Origin of the sequence: Streptomyces gottesmaniae, assembly GCF_031845845.1 — a bacterium.
Taxonomy (GTDB): domain Bacteria; phylum Actinomycetota; class Actinomycetes; order Streptomycetales; family Streptomycetaceae; genus Streptomyces; species Streptomyces akebiae.
The window spans coordinates 1-22507 of record NZ_JAVRFJ010000030.1; the positions used below are offsets into that span (position 1 = coordinate 1).

16 protein-coding genes are annotated in these 22507 nt (G+C 71.6%); 13 read left to right on the top strand and 3 right to left on the bottom strand.

Features of this window, described 5'->3' with window-relative positions; all coding sequences use genetic code 11:
• Positions 1–245 precede the first annotated feature (245 nt).
• Complete coding sequence (locus tag RM704_RS29455; RefSeq protein ID WP_052146511.1) at positions 246–905, top strand: RBBP9/YdeN family alpha/beta hydrolase; 660 nt, start codon at positions 246–248, stop codon at positions 903–905.
• 39 nt (positions 906–944) lie between these two features.
• Here RM704_RS29455 and RM704_RS29460 read toward each other — a convergent pair whose 3' ends face one another.
• The 3 genes from RM704_RS29460 to RM704_RS29470 all read right to left on the bottom strand — a co-directional run bounded on the left by RM704_RS29460 (position 945) and on the right by RM704_RS29470 (position 6755).
• A complete protein-coding gene (locus RM704_RS29460; protein WP_033531953.1) occupies positions 945–2678 on the bottom strand; it encodes a penicillin-binding transpeptidase domain-containing protein in 1734 nt (577 codons plus the stop codon).
• A 446-nt stretch (positions 2679–3124) separates the two neighbouring features.
• A complete protein-coding gene (locus RM704_RS29465; protein WP_033531954.1) occupies positions 3125–4759 on the bottom strand; it encodes a penicillin-binding transpeptidase domain-containing protein in 1635 nt (544 codons plus the stop codon).
• 256 nt (positions 4760–5015) lie between these two features.
• Positions 5016–6755 carry a dolichyl-phosphate-mannose--protein mannosyltransferase gene (locus tag RM704_RS29470; RefSeq protein ID WP_033531955.1) on the bottom strand — a complete coding sequence of 580 codons (1740 nt, stop codon included), beginning with the start codon at positions 6753–6755 and terminating at the stop codon, positions 5016–5018.
• Positions 6756–6981: 226 nt separating this feature from the next.
• Here RM704_RS29470 and rsmI point away from each other — a divergent pair, with 226 nt between their 5' ends.
• From rsmI to RM704_RS29530, 12 genes are all read left to right on the top strand, one after another.
• Entirely contained in the window at positions 6982–7827 is an 846-nt protein-coding gene (rsmI, locus tag RM704_RS29475; protein ID WP_033531956.1) for a 16S rRNA (cytidine(1402)-2'-O)-methyltransferase, read from the top strand.
• Positions 7828–8042: 215 nt separating this feature from the next.
• Positions 8043–8447 (top strand): hypothetical protein, encoded by a 405-nt coding sequence (locus tag RM704_RS29480; RefSeq protein ID WP_033531957.1) that lies wholly within the window; start codon positions 8043–8045, stop codon positions 8445–8447.
• A 62-nt stretch (positions 8448–8509) separates the two neighbouring features.
• Complete coding sequence (locus RM704_RS29485; RefSeq protein WP_033531958.1) at positions 8510–9385, top strand: TatD family hydrolase; 876 nt, start codon at positions 8510–8512, stop codon at positions 9383–9385.
• Between the two features lie 155 nt (positions 9386–9540).
• On the top strand, positions 9541–10935 hold the full coding sequence (locus RM704_RS29490; RefSeq protein WP_033531959.1) for a resuscitation-promoting factor: 1395 nt from the start codon (positions 9541–9543) through the stop codon (positions 10933–10935).
• A 215-nt stretch (positions 10936–11150) separates the two neighbouring features.
• Positions 11151–12077 carry a 16S rRNA (adenine(1518)-N(6)/adenine(1519)-N(6))-dimethyltransferase RsmA gene (rsmA, locus tag RM704_RS29495; protein WP_052146512.1) on the top strand — a complete coding sequence of 309 codons (927 nt, stop codon included), beginning with the start codon at positions 11151–11153 and terminating at the stop codon, positions 12075–12077.
• Positions 12074–12988 (top strand): 4-(cytidine 5'-diphospho)-2-C-methyl-D-erythritol kinase, encoded by a 915-nt coding sequence (locus tag RM704_RS29500; protein ID WP_033531960.1) that lies wholly within the window; start codon positions 12074–12076, stop codon positions 12986–12988. The genes rsmA and RM704_RS29500 overlap by 4 nt, the downstream gene beginning before the upstream one ends.
• A 67-nt stretch (positions 12989–13055) precedes the next feature.
• The gene (locus RM704_RS29505; RefSeq protein WP_033531961.1) at positions 13056–14432 is read left to right on the top strand and encodes an acyltransferase family protein; all 1377 of its coding nucleotides are present in this window, start codon (positions 13056–13058) and stop codon (positions 14430–14432) included.
• 230 nt (positions 14433–14662) lie between these two features.
• Complete coding sequence (locus RM704_RS29510) at positions 14663–15442, top strand: MHYT domain-containing protein (protein WP_033531962.1); 780 nt, start codon at positions 14663–14665, stop codon at positions 15440–15442.
• Between the two features lie 118 nt (positions 15443–15560).
• Positions 15561–17573, top strand: coding sequence for a sensor histidine kinase (locus RM704_RS29515; RefSeq protein WP_033531963.1), 2013 nt, complete (start codon positions 15561–15563; stop codon positions 17571–17573).
• Between the two features lie 336 nt (positions 17574–17909).
• The gene (locus tag RM704_RS29520) at positions 17910–18491 is read left to right on the top strand and encodes a hypothetical protein (protein WP_033532022.1); all 582 of its coding nucleotides are present in this window, start codon (positions 17910–17912) and stop codon (positions 18489–18491) included.
• Entirely contained in the window at positions 18491–20302 is a 1812-nt protein-coding gene (locus RM704_RS29525) for an ABC-F family ATP-binding cassette domain-containing protein (protein WP_033531964.1), read from the top strand. Before RM704_RS29520 ends, RM704_RS29525 begins: the two co-directional genes overlap by 1 nt.
• Before the next feature lie 356 nt (positions 20303–20658).
• Positions 20659–22458: an outer membrane protein assembly factor BamB family protein gene (locus tag RM704_RS29530; protein ID WP_033531965.1), complete on the top strand. Its 1800-nt coding sequence runs from the start codon at positions 20659–20661 to the stop codon at positions 22456–22458.
• Positions 22459–22507 lie beyond the last annotated feature (49 nt).

A 22507-nucleotide genomic window follows, 5' to 3' on the forward strand; every position in this document is an offset into this window, starting at 1 on the left:
GGGGGGGGGGGGGGGGTTGGGGGGGGGGGGGGGGGGGGTTGCTCGCGCAGTTGCCCGCGCCCCTAAAGCCCCAGGCCCTGCGGGCCTGAAAAGCACGGGGCGCAGCCCCGGCTTTTTCAGGGGCGCGGGGAACTGCGCGAGAAGTCCCACCCACCCGCACCCGACACACGAACGCCCCCTCGATCCCCCATCCAGCCACAGAGACGGCACTGGACCCACAGATCCGTTTCGCTGACGATCGGGGGATGACAGAAACCCCGGCCGCCGACGAAACCCGCGCCTTCCTCATCCTGCACGGCTGGCAGAACCACCGGCCGCCCGCCCACTGGCAGCACTGGCTGGCCGACCGCCTCACCGACCTCGGCCACGAGGTCGCCTACCCCCAGCTCCCGGAGGCGGACGACCCGGACCTGGAGCGGTGGCTGGCGGAACTGGACGCGCTGCTCGGTGAGTTGGCGGGGCGGCGGATCACGGTGGTCTGCCACAGCCTGGCCTGTCTGCTGTGGCTGCACGCGGTCGCCCGGGACGGCATCCTGTCCGGCCCCGTCGACCGCGTCCTCCTCGTGGCGCCGCCGTCCCCCGAGTTCGTCCTGAAGCAGCCGGAGATCGCCGAGTTCGCCCCGCCGCCGCTGACGCCGGAGCGGCTGGCCGAGGCAGCCGCGTACACCCGGGTCGTCGGCAGTGACAACGACCCGTACTGCCTGCCGGACGCGGCAACGGCGTACGCGCGGCCCCTCGGCCTGCCCGCCGACGTGCTGCCCGGCGAGGCCCACCTCAACCCCGACTCGGGCTACGGCCCCTGGCCGTCGATGCTCGACTGGTGTCTGCGACCGGCGTCCGACGCGTACGAGGAGATGCCGATCCAGGAGCGCCCCGTGCAGCGGACGGACGCGACCGGCGACTGAGTCACCCGCCCGCCTCGCCCGCCCGGTCCGCGTCGTCGCTCAGCCGCCGCTGCCCGCCTTGAGCAGCGCGGCCACGATCGGGCCCGCCGACTCGCTGCCGTGGCCGCCCTGCTGGACGACCCCGGCGGAGGCCAGATCGCCCTTCCAGGCGGTGAACCAGCCGTTGGGCTCCTTCTGCCCGTCGACCTCGGCGGAGCCGGTCTTGGCGCCGTAGTCCGGGCCGAGACCCGACATCGCCTCGGCCGCCGTACCGGCCGCGGCGGTGTACTGGAGGAGTTCGCGGAGCTGGGAGCGGACCGTCGCGGACATGGGCCGGGAGGCGGTGGCCAGGGTGCGGTCGTCGACGGACGGCGGCACCAGGTAGGGCTGCTTGAAGACGCCGGTCTTGGCCGTCGCGACCACCGACGCCATGTTCAGCGGGTTCATCCGCACCCCGCCCTGGCCGATCAGCGAGGCCGCCATCGGGGCGGCGCTCTGCACCGGCACCGCGCCGTCGAAGCTGGAGACGCCGATGGCCCAGTTGTTCAGGCCGAGCCCGAAGACCTGCTGGGCCTCCTTGGTCAGGGAGTCGTCGTCCAGTTTCTTCGCCTGTGAGATGAAGGCGGTGTTGCAGGAACGGGCGAAACTCGCCTTGAAGGTCCCGCCCTTGATCTCGAACTTGTCGTCGTTCTGGAACTTCCAGCCACCGTACGAGGAGTACTTGGGGCAGGGGTGGCCCTTGTTAGCCGAGGCCAGGCCCTTGTCGATGAGCAGTGCCGACGACACGATCTTCATCGTGGAGCCGGGGGCCAGTGAGCCCTGGAACGCCACGTTGAAGCTGCTGGAGTTGGCCGCGGCCAGGATCTCGCCGGTCGAGGGCCGCATCACGACCACCGACGCCCGCTTCGTGGCGGCCACCTTCTCCTCGGCGGCGGCCTGCAACGACGGGCTGAGCGTCGTCCTCACCTCGCCCGGGGTGCCCTCGTTCAGCTCCAGAAGGGTCTTGTCGGCGGCCTTGTCCTTGGTGGACCTGGTGGAGTTCGTGGGCTCGGCGGAGGACTTGCCGTCCGACCCGCCCTCGGCCGGGTCGGCGCGGACGATCCGCAGTTCGACGCCCGCCTTGCCGCCCGCCTTCTTGCCGTACTTCTCCCGCAGCCCGTCCAGCACCGAGCCCAGCGACGGGTACTTCTCCGTCGTCAGCTCGCCGCCGTCCCGGTCGAGGGCCTTCACCGGGGGTGTGCCCGCCTCGCCGGTCACCAGCCGGTCGCCCTCGGCGAGTTCGGGGTGGACGACGGAGGGCTGCCAGTCGACGACGGGTTCGCCGTCCTTCTCCGCCCGTACGACGGTGAGGGCGGACTTGTAGGTCAGCGGCTTCTCGGTGCCCTTGAAGGAGACCGTGCCCTTCACCGTGAACGGCACCTTGTCGCCGGAGCGCTTGCCGCGGGTGAGGGTGACGTCCTTGACGTGGGCGTCCTTGGTGAAGCCGGTCAACGCCGTCTTGGCGGCCGCCGAGTCGTCCGTGGCGGCGGCGGCCTTCGCGACCGTGCCCTTCTGCCAGGCCGTGAGGAACGTGGTCGCGGCCGTGCGGACCTCGCCGGCGGACAGGGGGCCGGTCTTCACGGCCTTGGCGTCGGCCGAACCGTCCTCGGCCGCCGCGCCGGCGCCGAACACCGTGTACACGGCCATCGCGCCACCGCCGAGGGCCGCGACCGCCACTCCGCCCAGCACGAGATGCCGCCGTGACCTCCCCGACTTCGCGGCCTTCCGCTCGTCGACACGCCTTCTCTTACCCACGCTCCCGACCTTCCGCTGCCCCCGACTGCCTCTCGTTCCTCAACGAGAACCACCACCCTAGAGTCCCGCGGATCACTCCGTGGGTTCACCCGTTGGATGCACGGGCGACTGAAGGCCTCTCGCGCAACTCCCCGGGCCCCTGAAGCCCCAGGCCCTGCGGGCTCGGATGCGGGGGCTGCGGGCCTGGAAGGCGGACGGGGCTGCAGGCTGGGGAGCGAGGGGGCTGCGGGCCTGGAAGGCGGACCGGGCTGGGGGTTGGGGAGCGACGGGGCTGCGGGCCTGGGAAGCAGACGGGGCCGCGGTGTGAAAAGCACGGGGCGCAGCCCCTGCTTTTCAGGGGCGCGGGGAACTGCGCGAGAAGCCCCACCCACCCGCACCCCGCAACGAACCGCACCCTCTACGGCGCGCCCCGGACACTCACCCCAGTCCATGTGACCGGGCCACACTCACCCCCCAGCCTTCAGCACATCCACCACGATCGGCCCAGCCGCCTCCCCACCACGGCCACCTCCCTCCGACATCGCCGCCGCAGCCACATCCCCACGGAACCCGGTGAACCAACTGTCCGCCACCGCCTGCCCGTCGATCTCCGCGGACCCGGTCTTCGCCCCGATGTCCCCGCTCAGATCGGCCATGACGGTCGCGGCGGTCCCCTGCGTCGCGGTCAGCCTCATCATCTGCTTCAACTGCGACGCGGTACTGGCCCGCAACCCCTCCGCCGTGGCCAGCTTCCGGTCGTCCAGCTCGGGCGACACCAGATACGGCTGCCGGAACCGCCCCGTGATCGCCGTGGACGTCACCGACGCCATGTTCAGCGGGTTCATCAGCACATCACCCTGTCCGATGGCGTTGGCGGCCCGGTTCGGCCCGCCGGACGCCGGTACCTTGCCGTCCATGGAGGCGATGCCGGTCTTCCAGTCGTCCCGGCCGATCCCGAACCGCTCCTGCGCCTCCTCGGTCAACGACGCGTCGGTCAGCGGCTTCTCGTCGATCAGCTTGATGAAGGCCGTGTTGCAGGACCGCTGGAAGCTGTTGGCGAGCGTGGCGTTCGGTGTCTCGTCGGCCTTGAGGCCCGGCAGGTTCTTGAAGGTCTGGCTCTGCCAGGTGGCCGTGTCGGGGCAGGGGGCGGGGCCGTTCATGGAGGTCACGCCGTTGTCGATGAGCATCGCGGCGGTGACGATCTTCATCGTGGAGCCGGGCGGCAGTTCGCCCTGGAAGGCGGCGTTGAAGCCGTCCTCGCGGTGGTTGGCGACCGCCAGCACCTCACCGGTGCTGGGCCGCAACGCGACCACGGACGACTCGGCGTACTTCTCCACCGCCGCCTCGGCCGCCGCCTGCGTGCGGGCGCTGATGGTGGTCTGCAGCTTGCCCGCCTTGCCCTCGGCGAGGGTCAGCAGCGTGGTGTCGCCCGCGTTCGTGGTGGTGTGGCGGATGGCCAGCTCGACCCCGGGGGTGCCGCCCGCGTCGGCGCCGTAGCGTTCGCGCAGGGTGTCGAGGATCGGTCCGAGGGAGGGGTACTTCTCCTTGGTCAGCACCTTGCCGTCCCGGTCCACGGCCTCGATGGGCGGCGCGGCCGCCTCCCCGAGGAACAGGGTGTCGCCGGCCTTCAGTTCGGGGTGCACGACGGACGGCCGCCAGTCGATGAGGGCCCGCCCGGTGGTCTTCCCCCGCACGACGGTCAGCCGGCTCTTGTAGGCGAGCTTCTTGCTCTTCCCGTCGAACGACACCTTGGCCGCGACGGAGTACGGGACGGTCCGGTCGCCGGCCCCGGTGGGCTCGCCCGGCTCGATCTCGACGTCCGCGATCCGTGCGGCGTCGACGAAGCTGCCGAACACGGCTCTCGCGGCCGCCGCGTCGTTCGTGTACGAGGACGCCGTGGCAGCGTCGCCCTTCTCCCAGGCGGCGAAGAACTTCTCCGTGGTCTCCCGCACCTCGTCCGCACTCGGCGGCCCGGTGCGCTTCTCGACGCCCCCGACGTCCCCGTTGAGCGCGGTCACGATGTTGTACCCGCCGTACCCGGCGCCCCCCACCATCGCGGCGAACACCCCGCCGACTATGGCGACCTTGACCCCCTTGCGCATGACGCGTTCCCTTTCCCCGTTACCCCGTGGTGGCTTGCCGTCCGGCCCCGAACACGTCTTTGAACACGTTCAGAAACCGCTTGCCGAGGCTCACTGTAAACACGGGGGAGTGACGCGTGGGAAAAATGCGTCCCGTGTGTGCCCTGATTGTTAGCCCAGGGCACCCACTGAACCGGATTCAGGCCACGACGACCCCGTATCCGGCCACGCCTGGCCACGCGGCCCCAGGGGGGCGGTCGACCGCTGGACCCAGATGTCAGACCCAGGTGTCCATCCACATCCGCGACCGCCAGCTGTCGATCGGGATGGGCTGCCCGGTGTACAGAGGCCAGAAGTAGATGAAGTTCCAGGCGATGAGGAGGATCAGGACGCCGGCCGCTGCCGAGCCGGCCACGCGGCGGCGTTCCGGGGCGCCCGGGGGGCCGAGGACGGCGCCGACCAGCATGGTGACGGCGAGGCAGAGGAAGGGGAGGAAGACGACGGCGTAGAAGAAGAAGATCGTGCGTTCCTGGTAGAGGAACCAGGGGAGGTAGCCGGCGGCGATGCCGCAGGCGATCGCGCCGGCGCGCCAGTCGCGGCGGAAGAACCAGCGCCACAGGACGTAGAGGACGGCGACGGCGGCGGCCCACCAGAGGAGGGGGGTGCCGATGGCCAGGACCTCGCGGGCGCACTTGTCGGCGGTGTCCGCCGGGCAGCCGTCGTTGCCGGGGGACGGGGACTCGTAGAAGTACGAGACCGGGCGGCCGAGGACGATCCAGCTCCACGGGTTCGACTCGTACGTGTGCGGGGACGACAGGCCGACGTGGAACTCGTAGACCGCGTGCTCGTAGTGCCACAGGCTCCGCAGCCAGTCCGGCAGCCAGGCGAACCAGCCGCCCTTGCCCTCGGTCGCGGCCCAGTCGCGGTAGTAGCCGCCGCTGCCGTCGTCCGGCGAGAGGATCCATCCCGTCCAGGAGACCAGATACGTGACGATCATGACCGGGACCGTGGAGAGGAACGCGAAACCCAGGTCGCGCTGGGCCGTCGCGATCAGCGGCTGACGGGCGCCGGCGACCTTGCGGGCCGCGTAGTCCCAGAGCACCGTCATGATCCCGAAGAACACCATGAAGTACAGGGCGTTCCACTTGGTGCCGAGCGCCAGGCCCAGGCAGAGGCCGGCCAGCAAGCGGTAGGGGCGCCAGCCCAGTCGAGTGGTCTCGGCGACGAGGGAGTTGGGGCGTACGACTCCGTCGCCGTCCGGGGGGAGGGCCTCGGCCAGGCGCCGGCGTGCCTTGTCCCGGTCGATGACCAGGCAGCCGAACGCGGCCAGGACGAAGAACATCAGCACCTGGTCCAGCAGCGCCGTGCGGCTCATCACGAAGTGCAGGCCGTCGACCGCCATCAGGCCGCCCGCGAGACAGCCGAGGAACGTCGAGCGGAAGATACGGCGGCCGATACGGCACAGCATCAGGACGGAGAGCGTGCCGAGCAGGGCGGTCATGAAGCGCCAGCCGAACGGGTTGAAGCCGAACATCAGCTCGCCCAGGCCGATCACGTACTTGCCGACGGGCGGGTGCACGACGTACGCCGCGTCCGTCGGGATCGGGACGTTCCCGTCGTTCCGGAGGATCAGCTCGTTGGCGTTCTTGGCCCAGTTGACCTCGTAACCGCGGTGGACGATCGCCCACGCGTCCTTGGCGTAGTACGTCTCGTCGAATATCACCGCCTTGGGGCTGCCCAGGTTGTGGAACCGCATCAGCCCGGCGACCAGCGTGACCAGCAGGGGGCCGCCCCAGGCCGACCAGCGGACGAGGCGGTTCCCGACCTCCTCGCGCACCCCGAGGACGGCCCAGAAGCGCGCGCCGGGGCGGGTGTACGGGGGCACCAGTCGGCTGCGGACGTCGCTTCTCGGCGGCGCCGTGTAGCCGAAACGGCGCAGGCGGTGCTGCCACGACGGCCGCGGGTCTTCGGTGGCCTGGTCCTGCCGGGTGTCCGTGGAGGACGCGGTACTGGTCACCGCGCCATCGTAGGGAACACGGCTGTGGGAGTCCCGTGGGATGAGGATGTGGCCGGGTGACCTCGGCACGCGCGGTCGCGTGCGGCGGGGACGGCCGTGGGTGGGTCGTGGCTGGTCGCGGGGGCCCCGGGCGCCGATTCGGGACGTCGCCCCGGCCAGGGCCGTCGGTGTCCCTGCCCGCCCCTCGGCTTCGCCCCGGCATCGGCGTGGCTGGGAGGATGGGGGTGTGACAGGAATCCTTGTGTTGGCAGGTACTCCCATCGGTGAGATCGCGGACGCGCCGCCCCGGCTCGCCGAGGAATTGGCCGGGGCGGACGTGATCGCCGCAGAGGACACGCGGCGGCTGCGGAGGCTCACCCAGGCGCTGGGGGTGCAGCCGGGCGGGCGGATCGTCTCCTACTTCGAGGGCAACGAGGCCGCGCGTACGCCGGAACTCGTCGAGGCGCTGGTGGGCGGTGCCCGCGTGCTGCTGGTCACGGACGCGGGGATGCCGTCGGTCTCCGACCCCGGGTACCGGCTGGTCGCCGCCGCCGTGGAGAAGGACATCCGGGTCACCGCCGTACCCGGGCCCTCGGCCGTCCTGACCGCCCTCGCGCTGTCCGGGCTGCCCGTCGACCGGTTCTGCTTCGAGGGGTTCCCGCCGCGCAAGGCCGGGGAACGGCTCGCCCGGCTGCGCGAGGTCGCGCAGGAGCGGCGCACCCTCGTGTACTTCGAGGCGCCCCACCGCCTGGACGCCACCCTCGCGGCGATGGCCGAGGTCTTCGGCGCGGGGCGGCGGGCCGCCGTGTGCCGCGAGTTGACCAAGACGTACGAGGAGGTCAAGCGGGGGCCCCTCGGGGAGCTGGCCGAGTGGGCGGCGGCCGGTGTGCGCGGGGAGATCACCGTGGTGGTCGAGGGGGCGCCGGAGCGGGGGGCGGAGGAGCTGGACGCCGAGGAACTGGTGCGGCGGGTCCGGGTGCGGGAGGAGGCGGGGGAGCGGCGCAAGGAGGCGATCGCCGCGGTGGCGGTGGAGGCCGGGGTGCCCAAGCGGGAGGTGTTCGACGCGGTGGTGGCCGCGAAGAGAGCGGAGTAGGGGCCGAGCGCCTCTGTGTGGGGGCGCCGGTCTTCATGCCCGGGTAAAGCCGCGCAAAGGGCGTCCCTCGTGTCGACGGTCTTCGCACAAGGGCAGGCCAAATGCCCTTCAACAGTCGGCAGATGGGGTGCCCTCCAGGTCCGCCAGGGCGTCAACTGGGTGGTGAGGACGTACACGTCACGTCCCCACCGTCCAGCGGACAAGAGGAGCTGGCAATGACCGAGATCGCAGAGCGCGCAGTGCTGCGCGACACCGCCACCGCCGTCGTTCACGAGTCGTACGCGTTCGCCTGCATGCGGTGCGGGCACGGCTGGGAGCAGTCGTACGAGATAGAGCACCACAACGACGCCCAGGGGCGCGACTTCGTGATGTACGTGGCCGACGGGACGGTCGTGCCGTCCCCGCTGTCCCGGCCCACGTGCCAGAACTGCGACGGTCATGTCGTCCGGATCATGCGGGCGGGCCAGGTGTCGTCGGCGTTGGACGCCGAGCGTCGACGGCACCTGCCGAAGCCCCGCGCGGTGGCGGACACCGACACCCCGGAAGGGGCGGAGCCCGGGGAACACCACCACTGGCACCTGTCCGACCTCCTGCACCCGTTCCACCGCAAGGCGAGCTGACCCTCCCCCGCTCAGCGAGCCTGTGGGGCATGCCCCGATCGTGCGATTCGTAGGATCGGGGCATGCCCTCGAACGACAAGAACGCCGCGCCCCCGCTCCCCGAACCCCTCCGGGTCCCGGTCGCTGATGCGCACACCCATCTGGACATGCAGTCCGGCACCGTCGAGGAGGGCCTCGCGAAGGCCGCCTCCGTGGGGGTGACGACGGTCGTCCAGGTCGGCTGCGACATCAAGGGCTCGCGCTGGGCCGCCGAGACGGCCGAGCGGTACGAGGCCGTGCACGCGACCGTCGCGCTGCACCCGAACGAGGCGCCGCGCATCGTCCACGGCGACCCTGACGGCTGGTCCCGGCAGGGCGCGCGGACGCCCGGCGGGGACGCGGCACTCGACGACGCTCTCGCCGAGATCGACCGGCTGGCCGCGTTGCCACAGGTCAAGGGCGTCGGGGAGACGGGGCTCGACTACTTCAGGACCGGGCCCGAGGGCAAGGCCGCCCAGGAGCGGTCCTTCCGCGCGCACATCGAGATCGCCAAACGGCACGGCAAGGCGCTGGTCATCCACGACCGTGACGCCCACGACGACGTGTTGCGGATCCTGAAGGAGGAGGGCGCGCCCGAGCGGACCGTCTTCCACTGCTACTCCGGCGACGCGGAGATGGCGGTGGTCTGCGCCGCGCACGGCTACTTCATGTCCTTCGCCGGGAACATGACGTTCAAGAACGCCCAGCCGCTGCGTGACGCCCTCGCCGTCGCGCCCCTCGAACTCGTCCTCGTCGAGACCGACGCGCCCTTCCTGACCCCCGCGCCGTACCGCGGACGGCCCAACGCGCCGTATCTCATTCCGGTCACGGTTCGGGCGATGGCGGAGGTGCGGGGCATCGACGAGGACGCGCTGGCGACGGCGGTCGCGGCGAACACGGCGAGGGCGTTCGATTACTGACGGGTCACGTTCCGTCGGCCGTCCGGGGGACCCAAAAAGATGATCAGCGGCCCGTGTCGCGACACTGAGTGACCGCGTTGCTTTGGAGGGTGACCGGAGTCCGCTAGGTTCACGTCGCCCGACCCGGACCCGGATCACCTCTGGAGCGTGTCGTCGTGAGCAATGCGCAGTCGCCGTACGAGGCCGAGACGCTGCCCCACAGGGGGTACGCGGACACCTATCGGCCCGCTTATGAGGATCGGCTCGCCCAGGAGGCCCAGGAGGCCCAGGAGGCCCAGGACGCCACCGAGGCCACGGAGGACCGTGGGATCCAGGAAGCCCCGGAAGCCCCCGAAGCCCCCGAAGCCCCCGAAGCCCCGGGAGGGCGTGAGGGCCCGGACGGGGTGGGCGCCTCGGCTCGTGGGGGCGGCCGGAGGGGCTCCCGGCGGGCCGTGCGGCGCAGACGGGCCGCCGACCGGCCCGGCTCGCTGCGGCGGCTGGTGCCCCAGGCCCTGGTCGTGGCCTTCCTCGCGGGCGGCACCTCCGCGTTCGTGGCGAAGGACAAGGCGATCGAGCTGACCGTCGACGGCCGGCCCCGCACGCTCCACACCTTCGCCGACGACGTCACCGAACTGCTCGCCGACGAAGGGGTCGCCTTCGGCGCGCACGATGTCGTCGCGCCCGCCCCCGGTACGGCGTTGAGCAGCGGGGACGAGGTCGCCGTGCACTACGGGCGGCCCGTCGCGCTCACCCTCGACGGGCAGCGGCGCAAGGTCTGGACGACCGCCCACACGGTGGACGGGGCGCTTCAGCAGCTCGGGGTGCGGGCGGAGGGCGCGTACGTGTCGGCCTCGCGCTCCCGGCGGATCGGGCGTGAGGGCCTGGAGCTGGACGTCCGCACCGAGCGCACCGTCACGATCATGGCGGACGGGCGGACGCGGACGATCCGTACGAACGCGGCGACCGTGGGGGAGGCCGTGGAGCAGGCCGGGATCACCCTGCGCGGGGAGGACACCACCTCGGTCGACTGGTCGAGTTTCCCCCGGGACGGGCAGACGGTGACCGTGCTGCGGGTGACCGGGTCCGAGGAGATCCGGGAGACGCCGATCCCGTTCCGGGTGCGCCGTACCGAGGATCCCTCGCTCTTCCGGGGCACCGAGGTCGTGGAGCGGGCCGGTCGTCCGGGGGTGCGTCGGGTCACGTACGCGCTCCGGACGGTCAACGGGGTCCGGGAGCGGCCGCGGCTGGTGCGTACCGAGGTCGTCCGTGAGCCGCGGGAGCAGGTGGTGAAGGTCGGGACGAAGGTGATGCCCACGTCCGTGGCGGGGGCGGAGGGGCTGAACTGGGGTGGTCTCGCCGCGTGCGAGTCGGGAGGGCGGCCCCATGCGGTGGATCCCTCCGGGACGTACGGCGGGCTGTATCAGTTCGACACCCGGACCTGGCGGAGCCTCGGTGGGAGCGGGAGGCCGCAGGACGCTTCGGCGGCGGAGCAGACGATGCGCGCGAAGAAGTTGTACGTCCAGCGGGGGGCGAGTCCCTGGCCGCATTGCGGGGCGCGGTTGCGGGGGTAGGGCGCCTGGGGCGCCTGGTGACTCGGGGATGCGTGTCTCGTCGGCGGCTGCGGGTGAGTGGGGGTTTCTCGCGCAGTTCCCCGCGCCCCTGAAAAGCCGGGGCCGCGCCCCTCGCTTTTCAGCGGCGCGGGGCCTTCGCCGGCCGACGCACCCGCACCCCGAGCCCTCAGGCGCCCAGGAACCGAACGCCGCCCCCCGCCCCGTACCCTGGTGCCGTGAGCAGCCCCTCCCCCGACGCCCTCCTCGGCCCCGCCGACGTCCGTGAACTCGCCGCCGCCCTCGGTGTGCGTCCGACCAAGCAGCGCGGCCAGAACTTCGTGATCGACGCGAACACGGTCCGCCGTATCGTGCGGACCGCGGACGTCCGCCCGGAGGACACCGTCGTCGAGGTGGGCCCGGGTCTCGGCTCGCTCACCCTCGCCCTGCTGGAGGTGGCGGACCGGGTCACGGCCGTCGAGATCGACGACGTGCTCGCCGCCGCGCTGCCGGCGACGATAGCCGCCCGCATGCCCACCCGCGCCGGGCGTTTCGCCCTCGTCCACTCGGACGCGATGGAGGTCACGGAGCTTCCCGGCCCCGCCCCCACCGCCCTCGTCGCGAACCTCCCCTACAACGTCGCCGTCCCCGTGCTGCTGCACATGCTCGAGACCTTCCCGACCATCGAGCGCACCCTCGTGATGGTCCAGGCGGAGGTCGCCGACCGGCTCGCCGCCGGGCCGGGCTCGCGGGTGTACGGCGTGCCGTCGGTGAAGGCGAACTGGTACGCGGAGGTCAAGCGGGCCGGGAAGATCGGGCGCAACGTCTTCTGGCCGGCGCCGAACGTGGACAGCGGGCTCGTCTCCCTGATCCGCCGGACGGAGCCGATCAGGACCACCGCCGACAGGCGGGACGTGTTCGCGGTCGTGGACGCGGCCTTCGCCCAGCGGCGCAAGACGCTGCGGGCCGCCCTCGCCGGGTGGGCCGGTTCCGCGGCCGCCGCCGAGGCCGCCCTCGTCGCCGCCGGTATCTCCCCGCAGGCCCGCGGCGAGTCCCTGACGGTCGAGGAGTTCGCGGCCATCGCCGAGAACCGTGTCCCGACCGACGACCAGGCCCACCACGAGACCCACCGCAAGGCCCACCACGAGGAGTCCCGTCAGTCGTGAGCGTCACCGTTCGCGTTCCCGCCAAGGTCAATGTGCAGCTCGCGGTCGGCGGTGCCCGGCCCGACGGGTTCCACGACCTGGCCAACGTCTTCCTCGCCGTCGGGCTGTACGACGAGGTCACCGCCAGCCCCGCCGACGAACTGACCGTCAGCTGCGAGGGCCCCGGCGCCGACCAGGTGCCCCTGGACCGGAGCAACCTCGCCGCCCGCGCCGCGCTCGCGCTCGCGGAGCGGCACGGGATCGAGCCCGCCGTCCATCTCCACATCGTCAAGGACATCCCCGTCGCCGGCGGTATGGCCGGCGGCAGCGCGGACGCGGCCGGTGCGCTGCTGGCCTGCGACACGCTGTGGGGCACGAACGCCTCGCGCGGCGAACTCCTCGACATCTGCGCCGAGTTGGGCAGCGATGTGCCGTTCAGCCTGGTGGGCGGGGCCGCCCTCGGGACGGGGCGCGGGGAGCGGCTGCGCCCCCTCGACGTGGGCGGGGTCTTCCACTGGGTGTTCGCCGTCGCCGACGGCGGTCTCTCCACGCCCGCCGTCTACCGCGAGTTCGACCGGCTCCACGAGCACGACGTCGTGCCCGAGCCCGTCGCCTCCCAGGTGCTGCTCGACGCGCTCGCCAAGGGGGACGTGGACGCGCTCGCCGCGTTCCTGCCGGGCTCCAACGGCCTCCAGCCCGCGGCCCTCTCGCTGTTCCCGAAGCTGGCCGACACGCTCACCGAGGGCCGTGCGGCGGGCGCACTCGCCGCGCTCGTCTCCGGCTCGGGCCCGACCACGGCCTTCCTCGCCCGGGACGCCGAGTCGGCCCGTGCCGTCGCCGAGGGTCTCCTCGCGTCCGGTACGTGCGCGTCCGCGCGTGTGGCCGCCTCGCCCGCGCCGGGGGCGACCGTGGTCCAGGGGCGACAACCGTAGGTACTCAGAGGTGAGTTGAGTACGGGAGCGCTGCCGCCCGCCCGGGTGCCCGCGCGACCGTACTCCCATGACCGTCATCGCAAGCGTGGGTGCGAGAGAACTCGCCGCCGCCACCCCGGCCACCAGGGACCGGTACGTCGATCTGCTCCGCGTCGCCTCCCTCGGCACCGTCGTCCTCGGCCACTGGCTGATGGCGGCGGTGACCACCGGGGACGGCGGTGGGGTCGAGGTGGGCAACCTGCTCGCCGTCGAGCCGCGGTTGCAGATCCTCACCTGGGCCCTGCAGATCATGCCGGTGTTCTTCTTCGTCGGCGGCTTCTCGCACGCCCTCTCCCACCGTTCGCTCAGCCGGAAGGCGTCGGACGGCGGTTCCGTCTATCCCGCCTTCCTCCGGGCCCGCCTGCAGCGGCTGTTGCGTCCCACCATGGTCTTCATAGGGGTGTGGGGCGCCGCCGCCGTGCTGCTCCATCTCGCGGCACTGGGCGGCGGGTTGCTCGACGTGGCGCTGCGGCTGGTCGCGCAGCCGCTGTGGTTCATCGGGATCTATCTGGCGATGGTCGCCTTCACCCCGCCGTTGCTGCGGCTGCACGAGCGATGGGGGTGGGGCGCGTTCGCAGGGCTGGTCGCGGCCGCCGCGCTCGTGGACGTGTCACGCTTCGCGCTCGACGTGCCGTACGTCGAGTTCCTCAACTTCGCCTTCGTGTGGCTCGCGATCCACCAACTCGGGTTCCTGCGGGCCGACGGGCGGCTGACGCGGCCGTATCTGCTCGCCGGCGCCGGGCTCGTGGGGGCCGCGCTGCTGGTGGCGTTCGGGCCGTATCCGCTGTCGATGGTCGGGATGCCGGGCGAGAAGGTGTCGAACATGGCGCCGCCGACCTTCGCGCTGCTGTGCCACGGGCTGTGGCTGGTCGGCGCGGTGGAGTGGGTGCGCGGCCCGGTCACGCGGTGGCTGGAGCGGCCGAAGGTGTGGCGGACGGTCGTGGCGGCCAACGGCATCTCGATGACCGCGTTCCTGTGGCATCTTTCGGCCATGCTCGGGGTGTACGGCGTACTGCTCGCCCTGGATGTCGACCTGCCCACGCCCGCGACGGGCGCCTGGTGGGTCCAACTGCCCCTGCGGCTGGCGTTCGCGGCCGTCCTCACGGCGGTTCTCGTCGCCGCCTTCCGGCGCTTCGAACGGCCTGCGGCCCGCCCCTCGCGCCCGTCCCTGCCGAGCCGTTCCAGCAGGTCAGCGGCGTATTCCGGGCCGGTTGCCGCCCTCGGGGTGACCCTGTGTCTGTTCGGGGTGCTGGGGCTCTCCATGGTCGGATTCGGCGGGCTGTTCGAGGGGCGTACGGCCCTGTTGATCGCCGTCCAGGTCAGCGCTCCGGTGGCCGTGGCCATGACGCTCGCCGGGTGGTCGCTGGTCGAACTCATTGGTCGTGGCACCCGGTCAAGTGCCTGACCCGAGTGGTCCGGTGGAGGAAATGTGCAGGTCACGCATTGGTCTGACAAACCCTTCGGTTTGTAACCCATGCCACAGTATTTTAATGTTCACGGAATTCCCTTCTGGGCCCCTTCGGGTGATTTGCCGGTCATTCTCGGGTGGCATGATCTCGATCCCCGGTGACTCGTTACCGGCGGTACTTCCCGTGTGCGGGGTGTCGTCCCCGCGGCGGGCGAGAGGGGTTCCTCATGGGACACATGGACCACTTCAGCGCCGGATGGGTCACCCCCGTCCTCTCCTTCGTCATGGCCTGTGTCGGCTCCGCGCTCGGACTGCGCTGCACCGTCAGGGCACTTGAGGCCGAGGGCGCCTCCAAGCGGAACTGGCTCACGCTGGCGTCGTTCGCGATCGGCTCGGGCATCTGGACCATGCACTTCGTCGCGATGATGGGCTTCGGCGTGCGGGGCACCTCGATCCGCTACGACGTCCCGATGACCGTCCTCAGCCTGGTCATGGCGATCGCCGTGGTCAGCGCCGGTGTCTTCACCGCCGGTTACGGCCGCTCCCGGATCCGCGCGGTGGCCTTCGGCGGCCTCGGTACCGGCCTCGGCGTGGCCGCGATGCACTACACCGGCATGGCCGCGCTCAACCTGCACGGCGAGATCGGCTACGACCCGTCCCTGGTCATCGCCTCCGTGGTGATCGCCGTCGTCGCCGCCACGGCCGCGCTGGCGCTGACGCTGGTCGTGCGCGGGGGCGTGCTCGCCGCGGTCGCCGCGCTCGTGATGGGGCTCGCGGTGAGCAGCATGCACTACACCGCGATGTATGCCGTGACCATCGATCTCACGCCCAGCACCGCGCAGTTGGCGGGGGCGACGGCCACGGAGTTCCTGTTCCCGCTGGCCGTGCTGCTGGGCTCGTTCCTCTTCCTGACCTCGGCGTACGTGGCGTTGTCGCCGACGGGGAAGCGGGCGGAGTCCTCGTTCGCCGACGAACTGTTGCGAGAGGTCGAGCTGTCGACGGCGTGAGTGCTCCGTCCGACGCCCAGTGAGTACCTGCGGGCCCGGTGGGGGCGGGCCACGCAGTTCCCCGCGCCCCTGCCCCTGACGGAGGCGCTCGATCCGCCCTCCCCTTGCGAGGTCCCCGATGAAATTCTTCCGTACCACCAGCCGGCTGCTGCGCCCCAGATCCGTGCGGGCGAAGATCGTCGCCCTGTTGATGCTGCCCGTCGTGTCGTTGATGGCGTTGTGGAGCTATGCCGCCGTGACGACCGTGGCCGTCATCGGCGACACCGAGCGGGCCAAGGACGTCAACAGCGAACTGCTGGCGCCCGTCGCCGAGTTCGTGACCGCGCTGCAGGGCGAGCGGACGGCCGCCATGCGATACGCCGCCAGGCGCACCGAGACGGGGCTCGACGAACTGAGGGCCGATCAGCAGGCCACAGACAAGGCCGTGACGGCGCTCCGCGCGGGCCTCAGCTCCTCCAGTTCGGACGCCGCCCTCATCGACGCGGGGCTGCCCGACCGCCTGGAGACCCTGGAAGCCGACTTCAGCGACCTCGCCGCCCTGCGCGCCGGCACCACCGGCTCGGGTACGGGGGACCCGGTGTCGACGGCGTACACCGAGTACTCCACCGTCATCGACCACGCCTTCGCCGTGACCGGCGCGCTCACCAGCGAGAAGGGCACCGACGCGACCTCCGAGGCGCGCGTCGTCCTCGAACTCTCCCGGGTCCGGGACGCCGTGGCCCGAGAGCAGGCACTGCTGGCCGCCGCCACCGCCTCCGGGACGCTGAGCAAGGAGCAGTACGCGTGGTTCGTCGGCGCCGTCGCCATCCAGCGCGAGCTGCTGAGGCCGGCCGTCGCCGACCTCAAGGCCGAGCACCGGCCCGCCTACGACGTGCTGCTGGACGGTGACAGTCACGCCGCCCTCGTCAAGATCGAGGACGGGGTGACGGACGCCGGAGCGGGACCGGTGTCCGCGGCCGTGCTGCGGGACTGGGACGCCTCCTCGGCGGCCGTGCTCAAGGGCCTGGCCGCGGCCGAGGAGGGCGCGGGAACGGGCGCGGCGGCCAAGGCGGACGTCTTCGGCTGGGACACGCTCGGCGCGTCCGGCGTCGCCGTCGTCCTCGGCCTCGCCGGTGTGCTCCTGTCGCTGCTGGTCTCCGTGGGCGTCGGGCGCGGCCTCATCGTCGAACTCCTCGACCTGCGCAACTCCGCCCTGGAGGTCGCCGGGCGCCGGCTGCCGCAGGCGATGCGCAAACTGCACGCCGGGCAGGGCGTCGACATCGACGCCGAGGCCCCGATGCGACGGCTCGCCGGTGACGAACTCGCCCAGGTGGGCACGGCGTTGACGGCCGTGCAGCGGGCCGCGCTCAAGGCGGCCTCCGAGCGGGCCGAACTCCTCAGCGGCATCTCCGGGGTGTACGTCAGCCTCGCCCGGCGCAGCCAGGTGCTCCTCCACCGCCAGCTCGACCTGCTCGGCGTCATGGAGCAGCGCCAGCGGGAACAGCAGAACAACGCCGAGCTGTACGACCTGTACCGGATCGACTACCTCGCCACCCGGATGCGGCGCCACTCCGAGTCGCTGCTCATCCTGTCGGGCATCGCGCCCGGCCGGGGCTGGCGCGAACCGATCGCGCTGACGGACGTCCTGCGGGCCGCCGTCGCCGAGATCGAGGACGCGACCCGGATCCAGGTGTGGGCCGTACCGAAGGTGTCGCTGAACGGCGGCTCCGTCGCCGACGTCATCCATCTGCTCGCCGAACTCGTCGAGAACGCCGCCGCGTTCTCCCCGCCCTCCACCAAGGTCCAGCTGCGCGCGGCCCGGCTGCGCGACGGCATCCTCATCGAGGTCGAGGACAGCGGCTTCGGCATGAACGAGGAGGCGATGGCCGAGGCCAACCGCAAGCTCCGGTCGGAGCAGGTCGACCTCCTCGACGCCAAGCAGATCGGCCTGTTCGTGGTGAACCGGCTCGCCGACCGCCAGGGTCTGCGCGTCGAACTGCGGCAGTCGACCGACGGAGGCGTCGCGGCGGCCGTCTTCATCCCCGAGAACCTGATCCGCGACGACATGCCCGTCCACCGGGAGCCGGCCGACGACGGCCACTACCCGGCCCCGGCGTCGGCGCAGATCCGGCAGCAACAGCGGCGGCGGTAGAGCCGCCCACGGGACCGCCGTGCGTCCCGGGTGATGGTGTCCCCGGGGCGCGCGGCCTTCGTATGCGGGAGTCTTCGTATGCGGGAGTCAGGGTCTCGGCGGGGGCCCGAAAAGCGAGGGGCGAGGGCCCCTGCTTTTCAGGGGCGCGGGGAACGCGCGAGAAGCCCCACCGGACCCGCACCCGCCACCGCCGTATCCCACCCCCGACAGCCCTCACCCCCGACAGCCCTCACCTCCGGCAACCCTCACCCCCGCCTACTCCCACCCCCGTACTCCCGGATACTCCCGCCGGCAGACGCCCAGCCGCCCCCACCCCGGCACGGTGGGCACATGAACATGAAGACGAACCGAAGCCCCCTGCGCCGCCCCGCCCGCCGGGCCCTCCTCGTCGTCCATGTCACCGCCTCCGCCGCCTGGCTCGGGCTCACGCTCGGGCTGCTGGCGCTCGGCGCCACCGCGGGCACCACCTCGTCGGCGGCCGCGGTGGAGGCGTCCGTCCGCGCCATGAAGCTGTTCGCGGACTGGCTCCTCGTCCCCGTCGGCCTGCTGACCTTCACCAGCGGTCTGGTGCTGTCGCTGGGCACCCCGTGGGGGCTGGCCCGCCACCGCTGGGTCCACACGAAGTTCTGGCTGACCCTGGCCACCCTCACGGCCACCGTCCTCGCCCTGCGCCCCGGCGTGAACACGGCCGTCACCGCCGTCGCGGCCGGTGGGCCGCTGCCGGACGCCGGAGACGTCCTCTTCGGCCCGGCCGTCTCCCTGTGCGCGTACGTCTTCATGACGGTGATCTCGGTGCTGAAGCCCTGGGGGCTCACCAGGCGCGGCCGCCGCCTGCGCGCGACCACCCGCCGCCCCGCCGCACCCGTGCGCCCCGCCGACTACCCTGGAGGGTCGATCGTCCCCGTGGCAGGAGAGTAATGGCCGTCAACCTGGTCAATGTCGAGAACGTCAGCAAGGTGTACGGCACCCGTGCCCTGCTCGACGGGGTCTCGCTCGGCGTCTCCGAAGGGGACCGGATCGGCGTCGTGGGGCGGAACGGGGACGGCAAGACCACCCTGATCCGGATGCTCGCGAAGCTGGAGGAGGCCGACACCGGGCGGGTCACCCACTCCGGCGGCCTCCACCTCGGCGTCCTCACCCAGCACGACTCCCTCGACCCCACCGCCACCGTCCGGCACGAGGTCATCCGGGACCTGGCCGACCACGAGTGGGCGGGCAACGCCAAGATCAGGGACGTGCTGACGGGGCTCTTCGGCGGGCTCGACCTCCCGGGGTTCCCCCAGGGGCTCGACACCGTCATCGGCCCGCTCTCCGGCGGTGAGCGGCGGCGCATCGCGCTCGCCAAGCTGCTGATCGAGGAGCAGGACCTGATCGTCCTCGACGAGCCCACCAACCACCTGGACGTGGAAGGCATCTCCTGGCTCGCGCGCCACCTGCGGGAGCGGCGCTCCGCCCTCGTCTGCGTCACCCACGACCGGTGGTTCCTGGACCAGGTGTGCACCCGGATGTGGGACGTGCAGAAGGGCTCGGTCTTCGAGTACGAGGGCGGCTACTCCGACTACGTCTTCGCCCGCGCCGAGCGCGAGCGGATCGCCGCCACCGAGGAGACCAAGCGGCAGAACCTGGTCCGCAAGGAGCTGGCCTGGCTGCGGCGCGGCGCCCCCGCCCGTACGTCGAAGCCGCGCTTCCGCGTCGAGGCGGCCAACGAGCTGATCGCGGACGTACCGCCGCCGCGCGACACCAGCGAGCTGATGAAGTTCGCGTCGACCCGGCTGGGCAAGACCGTGTTCGACCTGGAGAACGTCACCGTGCAGGCCGGTCCGAAGGTGCTGCTGAAGCATCTGACCTGGCAGCTCGGCCCCGGCGACCGGATCGGCCTCGTCGGCGTCAACGGCGCCGGCAAGACCTCCCTGCTGCGGGCCATGGCGGACGCCGCGCGCAGCGAGGGGGAGAAGCAGCCGGCCGCCGGGCGGGTCGTCACCGGCAAGACCGTCAAGCTGGCGTACCTGTCCCAGGAGGTCGCCGAACTCGACCCGACCTGGCGGGTGCTCCAGGCCGTGCAGCAGATCCGCGACCGGGTCGACCTCGGCAAGGGCCGCGAGATGACGGCGGGGCAGCTCTGCGAGACCTTCGGCTTCAACAAGGAGAAGCAGTGGACGCCGGTGGGCGACCTCAGCGGTGGTGAGCGGCGGCGGCTCCAGATCCTGCGGCTGCTGATGGACGAGCCCAACGTCCTCTTCCTCGACGAGCCGACGAACGACCTCGACATCGAGACGCTCACGCAGCTGGAGGACCTCCTCGACGGATGGCCCGGGTCGATGATCGTGATCTCCCACGACCGGTTCTTCATCGAGCGGACGACGGACAAGGTGTTCGCGCTGCTCGGTGACGCGGCGCTGCGGATGCTGCCGCGGGGGATCGACGAGTACATCGAGCGGCGCCACGCCATGGAGGAGGCCGCGGCCGCGGCCTCCGGGGTCGCCGTGAAGCCCGCTGCCGACACCGCGCAGAAGAGTGGCGCCGACACCCGTGCCACGAAGAAGGAACTCCAGAAGATCGAGCGGCAGTTGGACAAGGTCTCCGAGAAGGAGGCGAAGTTGCACGCGCGGATCGCCGAGAACGCGACGGACTTCTCGAAGGTGGGGGAGCTGGACGCCGAGTTGAGGGCGTTGCTCGGGGAGAAGGAAGAGCTGGAGATGCGGTGGCTTGAACTGGCCGAGGAGGCGTAGCCGCTGAGTCGGGGGCGGCCACGGGTTGTTGGGGCTCGTGTTCGAGGCCGAGCGTCGGCCGTCCGTGGTCGCTCGCGCGGTTCCTCGCGCCCCCTCAGTGCGCTCCCCCTGGTCGGCGCGCAGCAATTACCGCCCTCCAAACGGCGTATCGAGGCGGCGCGCGCGTCCCGTGAAGGGGGCGTGAAGGAGCGTAACGGGGGCATCACGGGCCGGTTCTCCCTTGGGAACAGGGGAGCGACCGGCCCCGTGTGTGGCAGCGTCGCAGTGATAGAAAGAGCCGTCTGAGAACAGTCTGAGAAGCGACACCACGCGTGGTCACGGGTGGCTCGAAAGCAGCGAACAGGGGGAAAGCGCTGATGGTTCAGCCACCCGATCAGCCGTCGCAGGGCGGTTACGGAGTACCGCAGAATCCACCACCGCCGTCGCAGCCGCAACAACCGCAGCAGCCGTACGGCTACCCGCAGACGCCCCCGCCGCAGGGCCCGCCCGCACCGGGCCCCGGCTACGGCTACCCCCCTCAGCAGCAGCCGCCCGCGCAGCCGGGTCCGTACACCCAGCCCGGCCCGTACGGTCAGCCGCAGCAGCCCGGCCCGTACGCGCAGCCCGGCCCGTACAACCCGGCGTCGCAGGCCGGTTACGGCTATCCGCAGGCGCAGTACGCGGGCGCGCCCACGCCCCCGCCGGTCGGTGGCGGCGGTGGGTCGAAGAACCCCTTCAAGGGCAGGCCCGCGATGGTCGTCGGGGCGGCCGTGGCCGCGCTGCTCGTGGTCGGCGGCGCGGTGTTCGCCGTGACCGGTCTCGGGGACGACGGCGAGAAGAAGCCGGTCGCCAAGGAGAGCACCGGCCCGTCCGAGGACGACAAGCCCTCCGACGCGCCCTCCGCGCCCGTCAACCCGGGCGACGGCAGCGGCGACGGTGGCGAGGACCTCGACATCTCCGACCTCAACGCGGATCGCCAGGACGGCGAGGCGAAGGTGCTCTGGTACAAGAGCGCACCCGACGCCCCCGGTTCCGGCGCGAGCGCACCCGGCCTGTGGGTCACCGACAAGGTCGCGGTGAAGCCCGCGTACAAGCAGCTGTTCGCCTACAACGTGGGGGACGGCGACCCGGCCTGGGACCCGATCGAGTTCCCCGGCAAGATCTGCTCGGTCACCCCGAAGACCTCCGACGACCGGGCCGTGGTCGCGTACCAGAAGAGCACCTCGAAGAACGCCGAGTGCGACCAGCTCCAGCAGATCGACCTGAACACCGGTGACAAGGGGTGGTCGGCCCAGCTGGAGAAGGGTGACCTGTTCGACAGCGCGAGCAGCGTCTCCCTGGCCGTCACCGGTGACACGCTCGTGGTGGGCCGCTCGCAGTCCGGGACGGCGTACGACATCGCCACCGGCAAGAAGCTGTTCGACAAGAAGAACTACGGCCAGTCCTGCTATCCGTCCGGGTTCGCGGGCGGTACGCGGCTGGTCGTCGTCTCCTCCTGCGCGGTGACCACGGAGAAGGAGCACGACGAGGTCCAGGAGCTCGACCCGAGGACCGGCAAGGCCAAGTGGACGCGGAAGATCCCCAAGGGCTGGAAGGTCGAGAACGCGTACTCCGTGGACCCGCTCGTCCTCTACCTCACCAACGAGGAAGAGAACACCTGGAACATCTCCACCCTCAAGGCCGACGGATCGACCCGTTCGCAGGTCGACTCCGACGCCTCGTTCGCCCCCGAGTGCGACGGCGGGATCCTCACCGGGAACCTCGCCGGCTGCACCGGTGTCGCGAGCGACGCGAACACGCTCTACCTGCCGACCGAGGAGAAGGACGGCACGAACGAGATCGTCGCGCTGAACCTCGCCACCGGCAAGGAGAAGTGGCGCGTCAAGTCGCCCTCCGCCGACGCCGCGATGTCGCCGGTGCGGACCGAGGGCGGCAGGCTGATCGCGTACGTGGAGCCGTCGTCCGACGCGGGCGGCCAGATCGTGTCGTTCCCGACCACGGGCGGCAGCCCCGCCGCCACCAAGCTGCTGCAGATGCCGGCGAGCGCCGCGGCGATCGAGAGTTCCTTCTACTCGAAGGCCATCGACTACGTGGACGGACGCTTCTACATCTCCTCGACCCTGCTGAACGGTGCCGACGAAGCGAAGGAGAAGTTGATGCTGGCCTACGGCAAGTGACAGCCCCGCTCGTCCTCCACCCGACCACCGAGATCCGCTCCGAGGAATC